This window comes from Sulfuriflexus mobilis, from assembly GCF_003967195.1.
Taxonomy (GTDB): domain Bacteria; phylum Pseudomonadota; class Gammaproteobacteria; order AKS1; family AKS1; genus Sulfuriflexus; species Sulfuriflexus mobilis.
Window position 1 is genome coordinate 2822011 of sequence record NZ_AP018725.1, and the last position, 20265, is coordinate 2842275.

15 protein-coding genes and 1 riboswitch are annotated in these 20265 nt (G+C 52.7%); of the genes, 7 read left to right on the forward strand and 8 right to left on the reverse strand.

Translation table 11 applies throughout. The features are described 5' to 3' along the window. The first annotated feature begins 254 nt into the window (after positions 1 to 254). Both EL386_RS14160 and EL386_RS14165 read left to right on the forward strand, forming a co-directional pair. Positions 255 to 908 (forward strand): CDP-alcohol phosphatidyltransferase family protein, encoded by a 654-nt coding sequence (locus tag EL386_RS14160; RefSeq protein ID WP_126456874.1) that lies wholly within the window; start codon positions 255 to 257, stop codon positions 906 to 908. A 71-nt stretch (positions 909 to 979) separates the two neighbouring features. Beyond that, a complete protein-coding gene (locus EL386_RS14165) occupies positions 980 to 1423 on the forward strand; it encodes an FAD synthase family protein (protein ID WP_126456875.1) in 444 nt (147 codons plus the stop codon). Positions 1424 to 2584: 1161 nt separating this feature from the next. Here the strand turns inward: EL386_RS14165 and EL386_RS14170 are convergent. The 4 genes from EL386_RS14170 to thiC all read right to left on the reverse strand — a co-directional run bounded on the left by EL386_RS14170 (position 2585) and on the right by thiC (position 9887). Further along, positions 2585 to 6640 carry a hypothetical protein gene (locus EL386_RS14170; protein WP_126456876.1) on the reverse strand — a complete coding sequence of 1352 codons (4056 nt, stop codon included), beginning with the start codon at positions 6638 to 6640 and terminating at the stop codon, positions 2585 to 2587. A 308-nt stretch (positions 6641 to 6948) separates the two neighbouring features. Beyond that, positions 6949 to 7404, reverse strand: a complete 456-nt coding sequence (locus tag EL386_RS14175) for a helix-turn-helix domain-containing protein (protein ID WP_126456877.1) — start codon at positions 7402 to 7404, stop codon at positions 6949 to 6951. A 76-nt stretch (positions 7405 to 7480) separates the two neighbouring features. Continuing rightward, complete coding sequence (locus EL386_RS15960) at positions 7481 to 7774, reverse strand: DUF4258 domain-containing protein (RefSeq protein ID WP_126456878.1); 294 nt, start codon at positions 7772 to 7774, stop codon at positions 7481 to 7483. A gap of 223 nt (positions 7775 to 7997) precedes the next feature. Beyond that, on the reverse strand, positions 7998 to 9887 hold the full coding sequence (gene thiC / locus EL386_RS14185; RefSeq protein WP_126456879.1) for a phosphomethylpyrimidine synthase ThiC: 1890 nt from the start codon (positions 9885 to 9887) through the stop codon (positions 7998 to 8000). 47 nt (positions 9888 to 9934) lie between these two features. After that, positions 9935 to 10050: riboswitch (TPP riboswitch) on the reverse strand. Between the two features lie 206 nt (positions 10051 to 10256). Between thiC and EL386_RS14190 the strand changes: the two genes are divergently transcribed. The 3 genes from EL386_RS14190 (at position 10257) to EL386_RS14200 (ending at position 12685) form a co-directional block, all read left to right on the forward strand. After that, positions 10257 to 10931 (forward strand): protein-L-isoaspartate O-methyltransferase family protein, encoded by a 675-nt coding sequence (locus tag EL386_RS14190; RefSeq protein WP_126456880.1) that lies wholly within the window; start codon positions 10257 to 10259, stop codon positions 10929 to 10931. 75 nt (positions 10932 to 11006) lie between these two features. Then, complete coding sequence (locus tag EL386_RS14195) at positions 11007 to 11327, forward strand: rhodanese-like domain-containing protein (RefSeq protein ID WP_126456881.1); 321 nt, start codon at positions 11007 to 11009, stop codon at positions 11325 to 11327. 47 nt (positions 11328 to 11374) lie between these two features. Next, on the forward strand, positions 11375 to 12685 hold the full coding sequence (locus EL386_RS14200) for a TolC family outer membrane protein (RefSeq protein WP_126456882.1): 1311 nt from the start codon (positions 11375 to 11377) through the stop codon (positions 12683 to 12685). 190 nt (positions 12686 to 12875) lie between these two features. On the opposite strand, the gene waaA is transcribed toward EL386_RS14200, so the two are convergent. From waaA to hldE, 3 genes are all read right to left on the reverse strand, one after another. Then, positions 12876 to 14162, reverse strand: coding sequence for a lipid IV(A) 3-deoxy-D-manno-octulosonic acid transferase (waaA, locus tag EL386_RS14205; RefSeq protein WP_126456883.1), 1287 nt, complete (start codon positions 14160 to 14162; stop codon positions 12876 to 12878). 111 nt (positions 14163 to 14273) lie between these two features. After that, positions 14274 to 15227 carry an ADP-glyceromanno-heptose 6-epimerase gene (gene rfaD, locus EL386_RS14210; protein WP_126456884.1) on the reverse strand — a complete coding sequence of 318 codons (954 nt, stop codon included), beginning with the start codon at positions 15225 to 15227 and terminating at the stop codon, positions 14274 to 14276. 24 nt (positions 15228 to 15251) lie between these two features. After that, positions 15252 to 16703, reverse strand: a complete 1452-nt coding sequence (gene hldE, locus EL386_RS14215; protein ID WP_126456885.1) for a bifunctional D-glycero-beta-D-manno-heptose-7-phosphate kinase/D-glycero-beta-D-manno-heptose 1-phosphate adenylyltransferase HldE — start codon at positions 16701 to 16703, stop codon at positions 15252 to 15254. Between the two features lie 148 nt (positions 16704 to 16851). Here hldE and lpxL point away from each other — a divergent pair, with 148 nt between their 5' ends. Together lpxL and EL386_RS14225 are read left to right on the forward strand one after the other, a co-directional pair. Next, positions 16852 to 17817, forward strand: a complete 966-nt coding sequence (lpxL, locus tag EL386_RS14220; RefSeq protein WP_232020211.1) for an LpxL/LpxP family Kdo(2)-lipid IV(A) lauroyl/palmitoleoyl acyltransferase — start codon at positions 16852 to 16854, stop codon at positions 17815 to 17817. Beyond that, positions 17814 to 18647 (forward strand): lipopolysaccharide kinase InaA family protein, encoded by an 834-nt coding sequence (locus EL386_RS14225; RefSeq protein ID WP_126456886.1) that lies wholly within the window; start codon positions 17814 to 17816, stop codon positions 18645 to 18647. Before lpxL ends, EL386_RS14225 begins: the two co-directional genes overlap by 4 nt. 1 nt (position 18648) lies before the next feature. On the opposite strand, the gene EL386_RS14230 is transcribed toward EL386_RS14225, so the two are convergent. Continuing rightward, complete coding sequence (locus EL386_RS14230) at positions 18649 to 20193, reverse strand: hypothetical protein (protein ID WP_126456887.1); 1545 nt, start codon at positions 20191 to 20193, stop codon at positions 18649 to 18651. Positions 20194 to 20265: the final 72 nt, after the last annotated feature.

Below are 20265 nucleotides of genomic sequence, written 5' to 3' on the forward strand. Positions count from 1 at the left end.
TATAATTACACTGTTAATATTTCTCTGTATCGAGCCTACTGGCCAACATGCCTCTATCCTCCTTATTGCGACCCTGTTTGCTTGCAAGCGAATAGAGCCTATTCATAGCACCCCCTGTTTGCGCTTCTCAAGCTTAATGAGAACGACCAAATTTTAGCGTAAGTCTGTTCATTTGAGCAGCGAGGTGCGCGCGTTATATCTCCAGCGTGATACAGGTGCGTCCTTGATTTGTATTTATGCCTTTTAGGAGCGCCATGACCACCAGCAACGAAAAAGCCCAAGAGTTACAACCCGCCATTATTTCCTATGTGAAAGATCTCCCTAATTTGTGTTCACTTGCCGGCTTGGCCTGCACAATATTGGCGATCTATTTCAGCATTCTTGGCGTTTACTACGCAGCAATGATTGGCATGATATGGGCCGTTGCCTTTGACTGGGCCGATGGTCTGGTTGCGCGAAGAATGAAGGGCCGCACCGGTAGTGACCGAATTTTTGGTGGCCAACTCGATCTACTCATAGACATTGTGAGCTATGGCGTTACTCCCGCGATTCTTTTGCTTAGTTATGGAAAGTTCGACCCAATATTTCTGCCAATCGCTTTCATTGTACTTGCTGCCAGTGCGATACGCTTAAGTTACTTCAGTACTTTCGGTTTGTCTGATGAGTCCAAATACACTGGGCTGGCACTGGATAACAACAACATCGTACTGGTTCTTATATTCCTTTTAGAAAGTGTTCTTCCCGGTGGGGTTTTCTCAATGGTCCTCTATGTCAGTGCTCTGGGGCTGGCCGCACTCAATGTATCTCAAATTAAAACACCCAAATTTTCTGGCAATCCACGAAATGTTTTTTTGCTTGCGTTTTATACGCTTGGAATAACGTTCATTTATGCCTGGAAGCTTTGGTAGCCGGTATCGGCACTGGTAAAACGGTCGATTAAAAACGGCACTGATAATTATTTCTTCGAGGAAGTAAGCGCATGATTGTATATACCGTAGGTACTTTTGATTTATTGCATGTAGGACACCTTGCTTTACTGGAGTACTGTAAATCACTAGGTAGTGTTGTGGCCGTAGGCGTTGCGTCAGATCGTGTTGTAAATTCTTACAAGCCTAATGTGCCTGTTATTCCTCTTCAGCAACGAATGGAAATGCTGAGAGCTTTGAGCTGTGTTGATATTGTGCGCCCCTACGACGAACTTGAATATGTGTCTGGTTGCAAAGAACTGAATGTTGATATTTTCGTGATTGGCGAAGATTGGGGGAACAAACCTCACAATCTTGCGGTGGAGTCTTATCTAAAATCGGCAGGGAAGCAGATCAAGCAAGTACTTTATAACCCCCGCACTTCATCAACCACAATAAAACAAAATGTCATAGCTCAATCTTATAATGTAAGTGATTTTAAGATTGCTGTTGCGTAGCGGCCTAATTAACAGGAATTAAGTTGACGCAGGGCTCAACGGGTCAGAGGGCTAAAGAGGTAATCCATTTAATGCTAGTGGGAAGTAAGATTAAAGGGTACTGACCCCTTTTATTATTGCTACGGCTGCTCATTTTTTAATCCCTCCGTCCCCTTTTATTAGTCCGATTTAAAGGGGTCGGAGTGACTTAGAATCCCTTCGGGCTTCATCAAGTATTTCCTGAACTCGCTTTGCTTGTTCTGGTCATTTAATTTTGACCACTAGCACCCCTTGCTTTCGGGCGACCCCTTTGTTTTTTTCCCAGATTAAAGGGGTCAGACCCCTTTAATTTCGAGTCTGACCCTATTTATCACTGTTACGGCTTAATTATTGAGGCATCATACTAATGTAAATGAGAATCATTTGTCACTGACCCCTTTTATTTCTGAAAAGGCAAAAGACAAGACCTGACCCCGTTATTTCTCCCGTTATTTCTCCAAATATTTTGTATTTCTCCCGTTATTTCTCCAAATATTTTGTATTTCTCCCGTTATTTCTCCAAATATTTTGTAATTAGGACCCCGTTATTTCTCCCGTTATTTCTCCAAATATTTTGTAATTAGAACAGAAAGGCAAAAAGCAAGACCTGACCCCGTTGTTCTTTCGTTGTTCTTTTAGAGAAAACTGTGCTCTGACCCCACTTATTGCATTGATTCTAAGCGTGAGTTTTTTCAAGTACTCTGACCCCTTGATTGAAAGGCAAAAAGCAAGACCTGACCCCGTTGTTCCACTCGTCCAGATGGCACCGCGTTTTCGCCCCATGTGATCTTCACCTGCAAGAACTGGTCGAGCAACGAAGAAGGTGCCGCGGCGGTCGGGCATCATGATAAAACCGGCCCGACAGAGGATAATTGGGCAAAATCCTGGAACTTCTCACATTTCAGCAGGGGCTGTAGCCAGAAGGCGCTCGAAAGCACGGGCGGCGCCGGGTTGATATATTGTTTTGCTATTGATTGAAAAACAGGGGCAGATCGCGATTCAGTTAAAGGGGACGGAGGGATTATTTTTTGACCAATTAGTATAACTGTTCATTTTTTAATCCCTCCGTCCCCTTTTATTTTTATTCGTTGGCAAATGAGAATGAGATGTATTTGTCACCGACCCCTTTTATTGTTTTGCAACTTATAATACCCGTTCCATGAATTCTCCAATTTCCCGCCTCAAAGCTTTCGCGGCGGGAACAAGTAAGCTCTTCAGTGTGCCGCCACCTTTCTCAACTTCATCCACCCCACTCAGCAGTGCGGGTACTGATGTTCTGGGAGAATAAAAATTAGAGCCGCTCTCCGCATAAATACGCCAGGAATCTGATAAACAATGGGCAACATGGTGGTTGAATAACTGCTGCAGCAAAAAACTTCCATCAGAGACCATCCCTGAAACCAAAAACGCCTGCAGCTCTAGCGCTTGCTCAGGTTTCAACTCATCCGACAACAATTGCACCGCAGCACCACAGCGTTTACACCGATCTGCACTCGCATCATACAGAATCTCAGGCTGCGAATAACCCTCACTGAATAACCTGATATTGTTCGTTAGGTCGGCGCCATCACCAAGGAGTCGCCTGCTATCCTCCGCCCATATACCCAGCTTTGCTTGTACGTCTAGACCAGCACATACCAATCCAGCGCACAACAATCCAAACCAATAGTCTGGCTCTACTAGCGGCCCAGACTCTGGACCATTATCAGGCTCCAGAAATAAATGACTGGAATCTTCTTGTATGAGGCGTTGAGCTTGTACATAGCTCAATATAGCCTCTACAAAACCCTCTCCGGCGCCAAGAGCGAAAGACAAAGCAAGTTGCGCTTCTGCCGAAACCCAGCGAACGGCGCGGTACCTAGACCCTTTAAGCCTGTCCAATTCTGCCTTGTACTTTGCTGCCTCAGGCGCCATGGTGGACAAAACGAGAATAACTTGTGCGCAAATAAATTCACGACGCGCTTCCAGTCCATCTTCCACGCTAAGGACTTTTAAGTCTGGCGAGCTTGCATAACCAACCTCTATAAAAGCATCATCTTTGCCTCTCTTCCAAATGCTATTCTCAATTGCTTTGCATACATCAACAGCAACACGGTGTACCGCATCCCACCGCTCAACCTCCTGACTGAAGACTTCATCAGGCAAGAACAAAACTGTTTCTGCTAGCAACTTTGCGGCAGAAACGCTATCTCCCTCTTTAAGCATGGAATGGGCGGCATCCACTCTCAGCCCGAACTTGGTAAACTCATAAGTACCTGGCTGAATCGAGTCAGCCCCAGCGGAAAATATCTGTCTTGCTTCACCCCACAGGCCTAATCGCGCGGCGCTCATTGCTGCCCGCCGAAACGCAAATGGGTCAAGTGTTTCTTTGGTGTCAGGGTTGTTGAATAATTCACGCCAAATCTCAAGCACAGACTTATCATCTTCGACGTGAAATAAAACATTGGCCCGCTGCTCCATAAGCACAGCCGACGACCCATACTCTTCTTCAGCCTCTTTGAGCGCCACAAGCGCGGCATCGCTTTGCTCAAGATACTCCGTCAGAATTATGGCCCTTGATTTTGCTACCTCCCTCCCCAGATTGCAGGAAGACTCACCTCTTGAATAATCGTCTAGACGGTCAAGCACTTCAAGCCAAGGCTCCCAGTCGCTTGTTTCCTCGTGAGTTGCCACCCACGCTGTTTGAACGAATGCACCAACATTCTGCACAAGAGGCCATTCCAGCATCTGATCGAACTGCTGTTTAATTTCAGTGGTTGCCTCACTTTTTAACCAGTGCAGCAACTCATTAAGACTTTCCATGCCTGTTACAGAATGAATTGCACCAATCAATCCAACTTGTGCCGTCGTTCCGCTTTTGGGCAGTCCATCTAAGTCAGTGACGCCGAAAAAACCTTTACCAATATCCGGAAGAATATCTGACAATTCATCGGGTAATTTAGAAGGCGATCTCAATAACCCGCTTATGGCGTCCAAGCGCATTTTGAGCGGTATTTTTGAATTATCCTTCGCAATCACAGACATCCACATCAACACCTCGTTAACCATCCTTGCCTCGGGTTTTGATATTTTTTCAACATCTTCCTTCCAGCGAGCGCACACTTGCGGAATACTGTCTGCATCCAAAGTGCATGCCACACTAAATTGCAGGCTTCTAATAATCACATTAGCTATTTCAGTGCTTGCAAACGTTTCGCCAGCGTCAATTGCGACAAAAGGCAGCCATAAAAGGTGACGCTCAACTTCATTTACGGCATCATTTTCTTCTGATGTTTGTAATTTTATTGCCGTATTCGCAACCAGTGATGGCTCTCCACCCATATATGCATGAAAAAATAGCGCCGCAACTTCGGATGGGTCAAGCGTGTGTTTTGATAGCAATGCACTATAGATATCAATATGAGCTTTCTTCCTCCTCTCTTCAGTCCAAACATCAGCCGAGACCCCTTTCAACAAGGCCGTCACCCGGTACCACTCAGATTCTATGCACTCAATCCATTTGCCAGCCAATCCATCAATAACATCGCCGCCGTTTGCTATCTTGCTTATTCCCTCAGCCAGTTTGAGCGCAACCTTTCTATGCATAAGCACCGAGCTTTCTGATAACAAATAAATAAACTCCGCAACCGGCTCTGTCACAGTATCCCTGAGTAATTGCCTTGCTAACTGCCGCACTGAAGTTACAGCCGTTGACTGGGCGGTTATACTGTCTACGCTCGGCGCAGGCCATCCTTCCGAGGAAAGTTCACTCAATCTGACTTGAACAAGTTTCGGATGCCCCCCGGTCGAAGCCGTTACAAGAGCACTCCACTTATGCGCAAATTTCACTGGGCAGCCTTGCTGGATACACAATGCTTTCACCTCTTCTGCATCCATCTCCGGCACATAAAAAAGCTCAATATTACTGAAGTCATGAATTGCCGCTGAATCGCTTGACGCCCCTTGCGCAGTAAGGATAATGCCGCGCCCAGTTATGTTGGCCCTATGCAATATGAGCTCAAGCGAATCTTTGTATGCACGATGTGCGACAGGACTCAAATCCAAGTCATCAATAACAATCAAGCTAGAGCAGGCGTCTTCATCAATTCTTCGCGCAATCGCCATAAACAGGCTGTCTACCTCGCTTGGTTTTCGCCCGCTTAAAGCAATCCACCACGCATCCGGACATAGGACTGAAGATACCAGCTGCGCTAACGTGGTCTTGCCCTTGTACACAGTCCCCGTAAGAAGCACTACTTTACGAAGATTAATTAGCTCTTGTAGCTGGTTAGTCAGGACAGGTCTTAACAAAAGGGGTTCGGGTAACTTGGGGAGCTTGTCGACCAACAACTCAAGAAGCGCTTCGCCTGAGGCGCCGCCAGCGATAACGTCCGCCACCTTTTCAGCAGGAACAGGCAAGTACACTGTAGTTGCCTCTTCAATCTGACGCAGCGCATCCCCAAAAGTCAGGTATCTTTTGCTGGAATCCCTCTCCCGAATAACCTGCCAGAACCTTGATTCCAAATACTTCTTAACACTCTGGACGAGGCTTAACGGTCGACTACGAGAACTTAGAATCACAGCGATGCGGTCATCCACACTCCTGATAACCGCATCAGTGTCTGGCTGCTCTGTGAACCAGAAAAACCTCCGTATAAGCTGCTCCTGTATAGCTTCGGGTTTCTCGGTAGCCAAAAAAGTTTTGAGCGGACTACCCTCTTTGAGCTTTGTTGAGAGATAGTTGGCTATTTTGGTTGTTATATCGAGGCTTGTTTGTGCCGCTCTCCACAAATCAATACCCTTGCCGCCGTTAAAATTTCCGTCCTTCTCAGCAGCAACCGAACTGGTTGTCAGGAATTGGAACGATACCCGGCGAGTAGGTTCTTTGCTTGCTAGGGACCAGTAATTCTCCAGCGCCTCAAGAGCTTTAGCATTCCCAAGGGAGATTGAGCCTTTGTGTCTTTTTACCTGTACTGCCTTTGCTGAGCCAGTACTGACAACGTCAAAATCTTCCGCCCCCTCCAGATAAATAACCTCTTCTCCATCCCTCAGCCTGAGCCAAGCGTCGATTGACCACCAAGCCTGATAAATTATCCCGTCTATGGAGTCGACAGCCTGTCGACGAGAGTCGCCAGTCAGCTCACGAAGAGGATTGGCGTCCTCTATCTGAGAATTTGCAGATTTTATATCTACGTCAGGTGGAGGGTTATCATTATTCATAGTCTGGACTGCAGTTTTCAGAACTAAAAGCTGCTTAATGCCCCCTTAGGAAATGCACACCCCTACAATACAGCTACAGGACATGCTTCAATGCATTTTTGTACTTATACAAAAGCAAAAAACAGGTCTTTTCAGACGACTGTGGACTCTGTGAATCAAGGGGTCAGATCATTTGATTCGTCAATATATTACCATTTCAAGTCCACTAAGCCTTTTCTGAGTGTCCGTTAAACTAGGGTAAGTCAACCTAACCCCTTTGATTGATTATTTCATAAACTAAAAAATATGAATATAGACTTAATATATACTTATGCTGCTTTATTTGGTCGCCATTTTGAATGGCTCTTTTGAAATGTGCGTTTTTTGGCTGCTTCTTTACGATCCAAATTATTAAGTCTATCGACCAATTCAATAATAGTTTCATTTCCACCATGCACTTCTAGATATACCTTACGAACAAAACGATCAGCCCATTGAGGAACAATCCCTTTACGCTCCCATAGAGATAATGTTTGCTCTTTTGTGCCCATTAATTCAGCTAACCGTTTTTGGGACATATCTATTTCTTTACGCAAGAATCTAAATTCTGTACCTGTAAGTTTAGGTTTATAATGAATCAAATCACATGCGATCGCATGATGCAGATCTAACAGGTTCTCTATAGCTACAGTTTCACCATACGGAGTTTTACGTATCTTAAAACCATTTTTAAGGTAAATATTTCGTAAGCCACACTCCCGATAATGCAAAGGTTTTGCACTCATCGCTTTTCTCCTTAATCAAACCTGTGTTACTACAACTAATTATCTTTGTTATATTTAATTACATTACTTTTTACTGCTATTCCATAGCGGTCACTATGATAATAGGTGTTGAATCTTCATTTCTTTCTATAGCTACCACTACATTGACATTGTCACCAGCTGTAAATTGCTCAAGCCTACACTTCCAGTGACCAGTCTTTATATCTTCGTATGGCCCTTCAAGTATTCCACCGGTCTTAAGAACACGTAGCACTTGTGTCATCGACACTTTACGCTGCCGCATTCTTTTTTTTGCGTGACTCGACCACTCAACACGATCTGTTTCCTGTGCAGCAGTTCGAATGAGTTGCAATGCTCTACGCTGGGTCATTCCAAATTTTACGACCTTTCTCACCAAACCCTCGCACCCATAATTATTATTGGTTACCTGTAAATACTATAGGTTTATGAGCATTTGTCAAACCTACTTTCTCATGTTCTATAATTCTGTATAAATAAGCTTAATTCATTAATTTCAGTTGGTTACACCTAGCTAAACCAATAAAAAAGCCCGCTTTCGCGGGCTTTGTCAGCATTTACTTACAAAGTAAGGTCTACGCTTTCTTATAAATCTCACTGCCTGTCTCAGTAAATTCCTTCGCTTTTTCCTTCATCCCAACCTCAATAGCAACCTCCACTTTCGCTCCCTGCTGCGCCGCATAGTCCCGCACTTCCTGGCTAATCTTCATCGAACAGAACTTAGGCCCACACATGGAACAAAAGTGCGCGACCTTGTGCGCCTCTTTAGGCATGGTTTCGTCGTGGTATTCGCGGGCGCGTTCCGGGTCCAGCCCCAGGTTGAACTGGTCTTCCCAACGGAACTCGAAGCGCGCCTTGGACAGGGCATTATCCCGAACCTGTGCACCGGGGAAGCCCTTGGCCAGGTCGGCGGCGTGGGCGGCGAGCTTGTAGGTGATGATGCCGTCTCGGACATCGGCCTTGTTGGGCAGGCCGAGGTGTTCCTTCGGTGTCACGTAACAGAGCATGGCACAGCCGTACCAGCCGATGTTGGCGGCACCGATGCCGGAGGTGATGTGGTCGTAACCCGGGGCGATGTCGGTGGTCAGCGGGCCAAGGGTATAGAACGGTGCCTCGTGGCAGTCCTGCAGCTCTTTATCCATGTTCTCCTTGATCATCTGCAGCGGCACGTGGCCGGGGCCCTCGATCATGACCTGCACGTCGTGCTCCCACGCAATCTTCGTCAGCTCACCGAGGGTCTCGAGTTCGGCAAACTGGGCCTCGTCGTTGGCGTCGGCAATGGAGCCGGGGCGCAGACCGTCACCGAGCGAGAACGACACGTCGTAGGCCTTCATGATCTCGCAGATGTCTTCAAAGTGCGTGTAGAGGAAGCTTTCGGTGTGATGGCTCAGGCACCACTTGGCCATGATGCTGCCGCCACGGCTGACGATGCCGGTGACGCGGTTGGCGGTCATGGGCACATAGCGCAGCAGCACGCCGGCGTGGATGGTGAAGTAGTCGACGCCCTGCTCGGCCTGCTCTATTAATGTATCGCGGAAGATCTCCCAGGTCAGGTCTTCGGCGACGCCGTTGACCTTTTCCAGTGCCTGGTAGATCGGCACGGTGCCGATGGGCATGGGTGAGTTACGCAGGATCCATTCGCGGGTCTCGTGGATGTTCTTGCCGGTGGAGAGGTCCATGAGGGTGTCGCCGCCCCAGCGGGCCGACCAGACCATCTTCTCGACCTCTTCCTCAATCGACGAGCTGACCGCCGAGTTACCGATGTTGGTGTTGACCTTAACGAGGAAGTTACGGCCGATGATCATCGGCTCGATTTCCGGGTGGTTGATGTTGGCCGGGATGATGGCGCGGCCACAGGCGATTTCACTGCGCACGAACTCGGGTGTGATCACGTCCGGGATGCTGGCACCGAAGTTCTCGCCCTTGTGCTGGCGCAGCAGGGGTTCGTAGGCCGGGTCGGCGCGCATCTCAATCAGCTTGTTGTTCTCGCGGATGGCGATGAATTCCATCTCCGGGGTGATGATGCCCTGGCGCGCGTAATGCATTTGCGTGACGTTCTTGCCGGCCTTGGCGCGGCGCGGGGTCTTGATGTGCTCGAAGCGTAAATGCTTGGTGGCCGGGTCGTTGGCGCGCTCGGTGCCAAAGGCGGAGCTGGGGCCGTCGAGCAGTTCGGTGTCATTGCGCTCTTCGATCCAGCCGGCGCGCATCGGCGGCAGGCCTCGAAGCAGATTTATATCTGCTTCGGGATCCGTGTAGGGACCGGAAGTGTCGTAGATGGTGATCGGCAGGTTGGCCTCTTTACCGTTGGCGGTCTGCGTCGGCAGGGTCGTGACCTCGCGCATGGGCACGCGGATGTCCGGGCGCGAGCCTTCGACATAGATCTTTTTCGAGTTGGGAAACGGCCGGGTGATGTCTTCAGACAGTTGGGCGGTCTTTTTAATAAACTCTTCGGGGATTGCGCTCATGCTGTTTTCCTTGCCCCCTCGGGGAGGCCTTGCGCGCAGGGGGTCAGAGTGTTCCGGACCAGCTTCCCTACGCTGATGTTAATCAGGTCAGGTTCCAAGGGTATGAATATATAAGGTTCATTCTCAGCCCCCCTTCACTACCGGGGCACCCCTAGCCAATGGTCTGATTCTACCGGAAGCCTGCCCCGTCCACCACTACAAGGAGAAAAATGCCTATAAATAATAGACTTATGCCCTGCAGGGGTAAGTCCAAACCACGTCCAAATCCATCATATGCACCCATAAAGGATACCTGTGCCGGGGTGCTTGCCTGCCGGGGGCAACCTGTTACTCTCTTGCGGCGTAGAAATAAGGATGGGGAATAGAACAATGCAGAATCCTGACCTCGAACTGGCCCGTCACAACATGGTCGTGCAGCAGGTCCGCCCGTGTGACGTCATCGACGACCACGTGCTGGAGCTGATGGAAAGCGTGCCGCGCGATGCCTTTGTTTGCGAACCCTGCCAGAAACTGGCCTACACCGATACCATGATCCCGCTTGGCCATTTCGAGGGGGATTGCCCGGTGATGATGACACCGATCGTCGAAGGTAAAATGTTGCAGGCCCTGAACGTGCAGCCCACCGAGACCGTGCTCGAGATCGGTACCGGCAGTGGCTATGTCACCGCCCTGCTGGCCAAACTGGCCCGCCATGTGCACAGTGTTGAGATCATCCCCGCCCTGAGCGCCAGCGCCAAAGACAAGCTCGCCGCCCAGCACATCCGCAACGTCACGCTCGAGGTCGGCGATGCCGCCCACGGCTGGGGGGCCCATGCCCCCTACGACGTCATTGCCATTACCGGTTCGCTGCCGGTACTGGAAGAACGGTTCCAGCAGAGCCTTAAGGTTGGTGGCCGCCTGTTTGTGATCACCGGCGAGGGCCATGCCATGCAGGCCCTGCTGATCACACGCACGAGTGACCACGAATGGCACTACGAGAGCCTGTTTGAAACCGAGATCCCCGCGCTGCTGAACGCCACCCAGCCGCAGCACTTCGCCTTTTAATTTATCTTTGGCTGATTGATACCGCTATTCCGCTTATAATCTGTCCGCCGCACTGTGCGGCCGGATGGAACCACGATGCAAAACTTCAGCGCCAGTCAATTACAGCAATACCTGAACGATAAGGAAGAGGCCCCGCTGCTGCTCGACGTGCGCGAGCCGTGGGAATTCGAGCGCTGCCACATCGAGGGCTCGGTGCTGGTGCCGATGAACCAGCTGGCCGCCCGGCTGCCGGAGCTTGACCCGCAGCGCGAAACCGTGGTGATCTGTCACCATGGCATTCGCAGCCGCCACGTCGGCATGCAACTGGAACACGCCGGTTTTAGCCATATCATTAACCTTGCCGGTGGCGTCGATGCCTGGGCGCGAGATGTGGACCCGGAGATGGCGGTTTACTGATGTCCTTATTAGAATAGATATAAAATATTATACAAATGGATGAGACCATGAAGACTGTTCGCCTGCTGACCCTGACATTGAGTTTATGCGCCCCGGCCGCCGTCTTGGCCGGCGGGCTCACGGATGCCTACCGCCAGGCGCTGGAGAGCGACCCGCAACTGCGGGCCGCCGAGGCCGCACGCGGGGCCCTCGGTGAGGCCGGGCCACAGAGTCTGGCGCTGTTGTTGCCGTCGCTGAACCTGTCGGCGAATACCACCGCCAATGACGTTGAGACCACGCAGAGTAGCTTCTTTCCGAATAACAGTGAGGAATATAACTCAAATGGTTACAACCTGACCCTGACCCAGCCGATTTACCATCACGACTACTGGGTGGGCCTGCGCCAGGCCGATGCCACCGTCGCCCAGGCCGAGGCCGACTATGCGGCGGCCAGGCAGGAGTTGATCGTGCGCGTCGCCACCGCCTATTTCGATGTGCTGGCCGCGCAGGATACCCTCGAGTTTGCCCGCGCCGAGAAAGAGGCCACCGCGCGCCAGCTGGAGCAGGCCAAGCAACGCTTCGAGGTGGGGCTTATTGCCATCACCGATGTGCACGAGGCGCAGGCACAGTACGACCTGACCGTGGCGCAGGAGATCGTTGCCGAAAACACCTTGGCGAATACCCGTGAGGCCCTGCAGGAGATCACCGGCCAGTATGACGAGGCCTTGCAGGTGTTACGCGAGGAGATCCCGCTGCTGAACCCGGAGCCATACAATATCGACGCCTGGGTGACACAGGCCCGCGATCAAAACCTCTCGCTGCGTGCCGCCGAGTTTTCCGCCACGGCCGCCAGGGAAGAGATCAACCGCCAGCGCGCCGGCCATTACCCGACCCTGGATCTTGTTGCGACACAATCCAACTCCTTATCGCACAGCATTACCGGGCGCGAGGTCGATTCGGAAACCCTGGCCCTGCAACTGAATGTGCCGCTGTTTGCCGGTGGTGCGGTAAACTCGCGGACCCGCGAGGCGCATTACCGTTCGGAAGAGGCTCGCCATCGCCTCGAGCAGACCCGCCGCAGCGTCAAGCGCCAGACGCGCGATGCCTACCTCGGTGTGCTCGCCGGCATCAGCCGCGTCAAGGCCCTGAAGCAGGCCGTGCTCTCGAATGAAAAGGCCCTGGAGGCCACCCAGACCGGTTTTGAAGTTGGCACACGCACCATCGTTGATGTGTTGTTAAGCCAACGCGAACTGTTCCGTGCCCAGCGCGACTACTCACGTTCGCGTTATGACTACCTGTTGAACACCTTCCGCCTGAAGCAGGCCGCCGGTTCACTGGCGCAGACCGATGTTGAAGCGATTAATGGCTGGCTTAAATAGATCGATGATTTCTGGCTCACAGAATCCCTTCGGGCTTACAGCATAGAACCCTATGGGTTCATCATGCATACCTTACCCACCGTACCGGAGGGTCAAGGCAATAGAACCCTATGGGTTCATCATGCATACCTTACCCACCGTACCGGAGGGTCAAGGCAATTGTGAGTACCCTAACCTTCGTCCCGAAGGTTCAGGGCAATTGCTGATTTTGGCTTAAGCCGGTTTGATCAATTAGTTTTAAGAGTTTTTCCATCGCGCCGCGGTTGCGCTCGACAACGCCCCTGGCATTCTCGCCACGCTGGTGACGCAGGTTGGGGTCACGGAAACAATCCAGGACCATTGCCGCGAGTTGCTCGCTGTCTTTCACCACGCACACGGCCTCGTCTTCGCGCAGCATGCGACCGACCTCGGTGAAGTTATAAAAACTCGGGCCAATGATAATCGGCAGGCCGAGTGCGGCGGCCTCGATCGGGTTTTGCCCGCCGGCCGGGACCAGACTGCCGCCGATGAAGGCGACATCGGAGGCGGCATAAAACAGCGGCAACTCGCCCATGCTGTCGCCGAGATAGATATCGGTGTCGCTGTCACAGCCGCGGTGTTCGCTACGGCGCACCAGGTTAAAGCCGCGCTTCTCACACAGGCTGGCGACACCATCAAAACGTTCCGGGTGGCGTGGCACCAGCACCAGCAGGGCATCGGGCTGGGCATGTTTGACCTGGGCATAGGCATCGAGGACGGACTCCTCTTCACCCTGGCGGGTGCTCGCCGCTATCCAGATGCTGCGGCCCACACCCCAGTCGCGACGCAGCACCTCGGCCTGTTCCTTCAGGCTGGCGGGAATATAGACATCGAACTTCACGCTGCCGATGATGTGCATGTGCGCGGGTTTGACGCCAAGGCTGATCAGGCGCGCGGCGTCATCCTGAGACTGTGCGGCGACAACATCAATGCTGCCCATAACGCCCTGCATGAACTTGCCAAGCTTACGGTAACCGGCCGCCGAGCGGGCCGACATACGCGCGTTGGCGAGCATGGTCGGGATCTTGCGCTGTGCGCAGTGATAAAAGATGTTCGGCCAGATCTCGGTCTCCATGATGATGGCCATGACCGGCTGCATACGGTTGAGGAAACGCCCGACGGCGCCGGGCAGGTCGTAGGGGGCATAGACGTGCATGACCTCGTCACCGAGGGCCTCACGCACACGTGCCGAGCCCGTGGGCGTGGTGGTGGTGACCAGCACCGGGTGTCCGGGATAACGTTCGCGCAGTTTATCGATGAGCGGGACGGCGGCCTGTGCCTCGCCGACCGATACGGCATGGACCCAGATGGGCGGTTTTTCCGGTTTCAGTTCGTAGAAACCAAAACGTTCCGCCCAGCGCTCACGGTAGGCCGGCGCACGCCGACTGCGCCACAGCAGGTAAACGATGAACAGCGGGGAAATAAGGTAGAGGACAGCACTGTATAGATAACGAGCCATGTTTTTATTTAATCGTTAAAGCCCAACGCAAAGGCGCAGAGACGCAAAGGACGCAGAGTATTGATATTTTTCTTTGCGAGCCTCGTAGCTTTGCACCTCTGCGTTAAATTTTTATTTTTCGCCCGCATTCAGGATTTCCATATAGGCAGTGACACCTTGCTCGACCGTCTTGAAGGGTTTGTCGTAACCGGCGGCGCGCAGCTTGCTGATGTCGGCCTGGGTGAAGCTCTGGTAACGCCCCCTGAGGTGATCGGGGAAGGGGATGTATTCGATCTGACCCTTGCCGTGAAACTTGATGACCGCCTCGGCCACTTCGCGGAAGCTTTGCGCACGACCGGTGCCGACGTTAAAGATGCCTTTCGCCTGCGGGTTATCGAGAAACCACAGGTTCACATCGACGACATCATCGATATAGATAAAGTCACGTTGCTGGCCGCCGTTGCCAAAACCGTCGGTGCCTTCGAACAACTTCGGGTTTTCGCCTTTATGGATTTGTGTGTTCAGGTGGAAGGCGACGCTCGACATGGTGTCTTTGTGCTGCTCACGCGGGCCGTAGACATTGAAGTAACGGAAGCCGGCGATCTGGATGCGGGCGCTGGGCAGGTGATGGCGCACGTATTGATCAAACTGAAACTTGGAATAGCCGTACATGTTCAGCGGCGCCTCGTTGGCGCGCTCTTCGACGAAGACGCTACCCCCGCCATACACCGAGGCCGATGAGGCATAAATGAACGGGCAGTTCTGCAGCATGCAGTAGTGCAGCAGGCGCTTGGAGTATTCGTAGTTGTTGAGCATGACGAAGCGGCCGTCCCACTCGGTGGTCGAGGAACAGGCACCCTCGTGGAAGACGCCCTTGATCTTCGCACCGAAGTTATCGCCATCACCGGCACGAGAGATGAAGTCGTCCTTGTCGAAATAATCGAGGATGTCGCAATCGGCGATATTGACAAACTTGGTGCCGTCACTGAGGTCATCGACGACGATGATGTCTTTGATGCCGCGTCGATTCAACGCCTTAACAATGTTACTGCCGATAAAGCCGGCACCGCCGGTGACGATATACACGTTACTCACTCCAGAAAAATGATTTCAGCTGCCTTCACTGACCTGACCGCGGATGGCCTCGACCATGCGTGTGGTCGAGACGCCCTCTTCGTAATCGAGGACGATGACCTCGCCGCCGTTGTCCTGCACACACTGCCCACCGGCGATGTCTTCGGGACGGTAGTCGCCACCCTTGACCAGCAGGTCGGGCAGGAGCTTGCAGATCAGGCGCTCGGGGGTGTCTTCACTGAACGCTACGACCCAGTCGACACAGCCGAGCCCGGCCAGCACGGTCATGCGTTGTTCAAGCGGGTTGATGGGGCGTTCTTCGCCTTTGAGGCGGCGCACCGAGTCGTCGTCATTGACGGCGATAATGAGGCGGTCGCCGAGCTTGCGGGCGGCCTCGAGATAACCGACGTGGCCGGCGTGCAGGATATCGAAACAGCCGTTGGTCATGACGACCCGCTCGCCGTGGGCGCGGGCATCCTCGACGATTTGCAGCAGGCTGTCTTCATCCATGCTGCCGCGGTTACCGGTCTGCTGGCTATACAGGGCACGGCGGATCTCGGCGACGCTGGCGGTGGCCGTGCCGAGCTTGCCGACCACGATCCCGGCGGCGAGGTTGGCGATGCTCATGGCCTGCTCGGCGCTCTGGCCGGCGGCCATGCTCGCGGCGAGCGCCGCGATAACGGTATCACCGGCACCGGTGACGTCATAGACCTCACGGGCCTGGGTGGGAATGTGCACGGGGACATTGGCCGGGCGCAGCAGGCTCATGCCCTTGTCGCTGCGTGTGACCAGCAGGCTGTCGAGCCCGAGACGGCGACACAGCGCCTCGCCACGTTCGGCCAGGTCGATATCGTCCGCGCAGGGGCCTACCACGCCCTCGAATTCAGACAGGTTTGGCGTGATCAGGCTGGCACCGTGGTAGTGGTCAAAGTCCATGCCCTTCGGGTCGACCAGCACCGGCTTGCTGGCCGTACGGGCGCTCTCGATCAGGGCCGGGGCGCCACGCAGGGTGCCCTTGCCGTAGTCCGAGAGCAGCACGACATCGACATCGGCGAGGTAGGTACGAAACTGCAGGAGCAGGTCCTCCGGGTTGTATTCGGCGAAACCGTCCTCGAAATCCAGGCGGATCAGCTGCTGGTGACGGCTGAGTACACGCAGTTTGGTGATAGTCGGCTGGCCGGTGAGGCGCAGGAAGTGGCACTCGACCCCGGCATCCTCGAGGCGCTGTTGCAGGGTATCAGCCGGTTCGTCGTTGCCGGTGACGCCGAGCAGGGTGACACTGGCGCCGAGGGCGACGATGTTGAGGGCGACATTGGCGGCCCCGCCGGGGCGTTCCTCGGCATCGGCGACGCGTACCACCGGCACCGGCGCCTCGGGCGAGATGCGCGAGGTATCGCCGTGCCAGTAGCGATCCAGCATGATATCGCCGATAACGAGCACATGTGCCTTGGAGAAATCGGGCAGACTAACTTTCGTGTTCTTTGACATATTGGCCGTAAATATCGGTCGTCATTGATAATTTGTGCCTATAATAGCACAGCCTCTGGAGTGAAAAGCGACCCCGAGGCGACGATTTGTCATAGGGCCGCAGGCTGCTTAGAATCACACGCTTTGTGAACCAAACCGACCCGATACCGTGAGTACTGCAAAAACCACCTTCAAGCCTTCACGCTACCTGCACCCACGTTACGGGTTGTTGTGGATGGGCCTTGGCCTGATGTGGCTGACCGCGCAGTTGCCCTACCGCCTGCAAATGGGACTGGGGAGCCTGCTCGGCTGGTTTATGTACCGGCTTGTGCCGGCACGACGGCGGATTGCCGAGATCAACCTCGAACTGTGTTTCCCGGAGTTGAGCGCAGCCGAGCGCCAACACCTGCTGCACCGTCACTTTGACTCGCTAGGCAAAGGAACGATTGAAACCGCCATGGCCTGGTGGACACCGGCATGGCGGCTGCAGCGACTACAGCACATCGAAGGCCTGCCACACCTAGAGGCGGCCCTGCAACAGGGCAAGGGTGCCATCCTGCTCAGTGCTCACTTCACCAGCCTTGAGCTCGGTGGCCGCCTGCTGGCCCTGCACCGCCCCTTTCATGTCATGTACCGTGAGCACCGCAATCCCCTGTTCGAGGCCGTGATGCGTTCCCGCCGGGAAAAAAACTTTGAGCGCGCCCATGAGCGCCAGGACATCCGCCATATCATCGGCAGCCTCAAGGCCGGCATGCCGGTCTGGTATGCACCGGACCAGGACTATGGCCGCCGGCACAGTGTCTTTGCGCCGTTCTTTGGCAAGCCTGCCGCCATGATCACCGCCACGGCACGGTTTGCGAAGATCAGCGGCGCACCCGTGGTGCCCTTCTTCCAGCAACGCCTCGAGGATGGCAGCGGTTACGCGCTACGCATCCTGCCGGCACTGGAGGGTTTCCCGAGCGGTGACGATGTTGCCGATGCGACGCGCATTAATGAAATTATTGAAGAAGAGATCCGCCGCCAACCGGAGCAATACCTGTGGGTGCACCGTCGTTTCAAGACCCGGCCCGAGGGTGAAGCACGCCCTTACCCGAAACGTAAACGCCGGGTGCGTCGCAAACGAGTCAAGACATGATCCCGACTCGTCGTTGTGCACATGTATTTCATGGTGAAAAAATCTGGTATGCCGAAGGCTGGCGGCACGCGCTCGAAAAAATTGGCGTCGCCAAGGGAAATAACTGGGCGCGGTTGAGTCCGGGGCAATTCATTTCCGGTGGTTCACCGATCACCAATTGTTACCGGGTGGAACTGGATAATGGTGAGGTCGGTTACTTCAAGCGTTATGTCTATGACATTCCGCGCCCGCAATTCTGGATGCTACCGAGCAAGGCCGCGGTTGAGGTCTTTGGTTATGCCTTTCTGCACCGCCATGGTATGGAAGTCCCGGAGGTCGTTGCCTACGGTGAACAACGTCGCCGTGGCACCCTGTTTGCCGCCTTCATCGTCACCAAAGAAATACCCGATACTATCAACCTTATGGAGTTTGCCCGTGACCAGTGGTTTGCTATGCCTGAACCGGAAAGATCGGCGACGTATACACAAATCTCTGGGCGCCTGTGTACACAGGTAAGGACAATGCATGCGGCGGGTTTCTTTCACCACGACCTGAAGTGGAAAAATATTCTCCTGCGCCATGACGAAGACGGCTGGCACCCGATCTGGATCGACTGCCCGCGCGCCGCGCACGTACGCCTGCGCAAAAGGCGTTCGGTGATCATTGACCTCGGAAGGCTCGGCCGACTCGCCGGGCACTATCTCAGCGTCAAACAACAATTGCGCTGGCTGCATGCCTACCTCGGCCCGCATGCCGGTAAAAAAGATGTGAAAAAACTTTATTATGAGGTAAAGGCGTACCTCGACCGGCGTGGCCCGCCGCATGACTATGAACTGCCGGCAGTGAAATAAGCTACTTGTGTACTTTAAAAATCAGTATCGCGTCGCCACGTTTATTGGCGGCACGATGGATCGGCTGACTACCCGCCCAGGCAATAACCTTTTCTTCAAAGCCGGTTTGTTTACGGCCGATCCGCATTACCACATAATCAAAGGATCTTAGTTCCATAAGATTTATAGGTGGCAGCTGTGCAAGACGTGTTGCGGTAAGGGCGGATGAAATAACGTCCTGGTTCATGGTTCGCCCTGAATAATAATATACGGCTTCTTCATTTGAAAAAAGACGCGCCTCTGCCGCGACATTTTCCTTCAGCCAAATACCCGACTCGCGGATATAGGCCTTGCTTGAGCTGAATGACGTGACGCCATCCAGAAACATATAACCCAGAACAACAACGATCAATATCTGCCCACGTCGTCGCCATACAGAACGTCTATGTCCTGCAACTGGCACCTCAGTACGGAAGAAACTTGCCAAAGCAAATGCCGCAAGCAGAGTCATTAACAGTGCAAAGGTCATTGCATAGCGTGGCGTTAAAAATGTTCGACTAATAAGCACCGTTGCCAGCACCAAGGCATTAATCGCCATAAAGCCGATAATGACATTTACACCCGTCATACTGCTTCGAATTCGAGCAGAGAGGCCGGCCCATATTGAGAAGAACAATGGGATATAGCCACTCGCTGAAATGATTTTTAGCACAAACATCATAACCAGAATCGCGAGCATACTCTTTGTGCCCATATTTCTGGCATTGACATCAAGCACAACCTCTTCTATGAGCCTGCCCTTCTCAACAATACCCTGCGATATGCCTTGCAAGGTCGTTTTTAAATAAAAGAGAGGTTCAAATAAGCGTCCTTGCTCAAGCAGGGAAGAAGACGTCAATAATGCAGTGGTCACTGCCAGACCACCTAATACTATTAGTGGGGACAATGTCCATCCACACCGATAAACACGCTGCTTCCAGTTACCTGTCTGGAATAAAAATATCAACGGCGCCATAAATGCAAAGACTATCCCCTCTATACGAAATAGGGTTGCTATTAGTACGCTGATGCTAAAGCCTAATGCATATTTAACAAGTCTCGTGCGATGGTATTGCAGGAAAAAATACAGGGCGGTAAAGAAAAAGGCCCAGTAACCAAAATCGCGGATAATGAGGTCGCGGTAGCCGTTAAGCGTGACATTCGTCAGTAGCAGAATAGCAGCAAAGGTCGCTACCCATCGATTACCGCCCATCACCTGGCTGCAGCGGACAAATACATAAGCCAGCAGCGCCTGTAATGTTACATTAAGCACATAGGCCGAAGTTTCAAGGCTCAAAAAGCTGATCTTGCTCATGATGGCAATCAGCGCTGAATAGAAGGGCCAATTATAACGCGCTATCGCCGCCTGCCAGTCACCCTCAAGGAGTAGCCCGGCAACCTCAATGTAGAGAATACCGTCACTATTGATCAGATCATCACTTATAATATTCCAAGTGGAGATGAGCAGACTGAGTATCGCCGCACTCCAGGCGGGGTTACGGGTAAGTACACGTATAACGGATTGCATTTTGTTAATTCTATCCCTACTAATAAGCATCCTGGAAACCAATATAACCAGTTGTTTTATATGCTATACTAG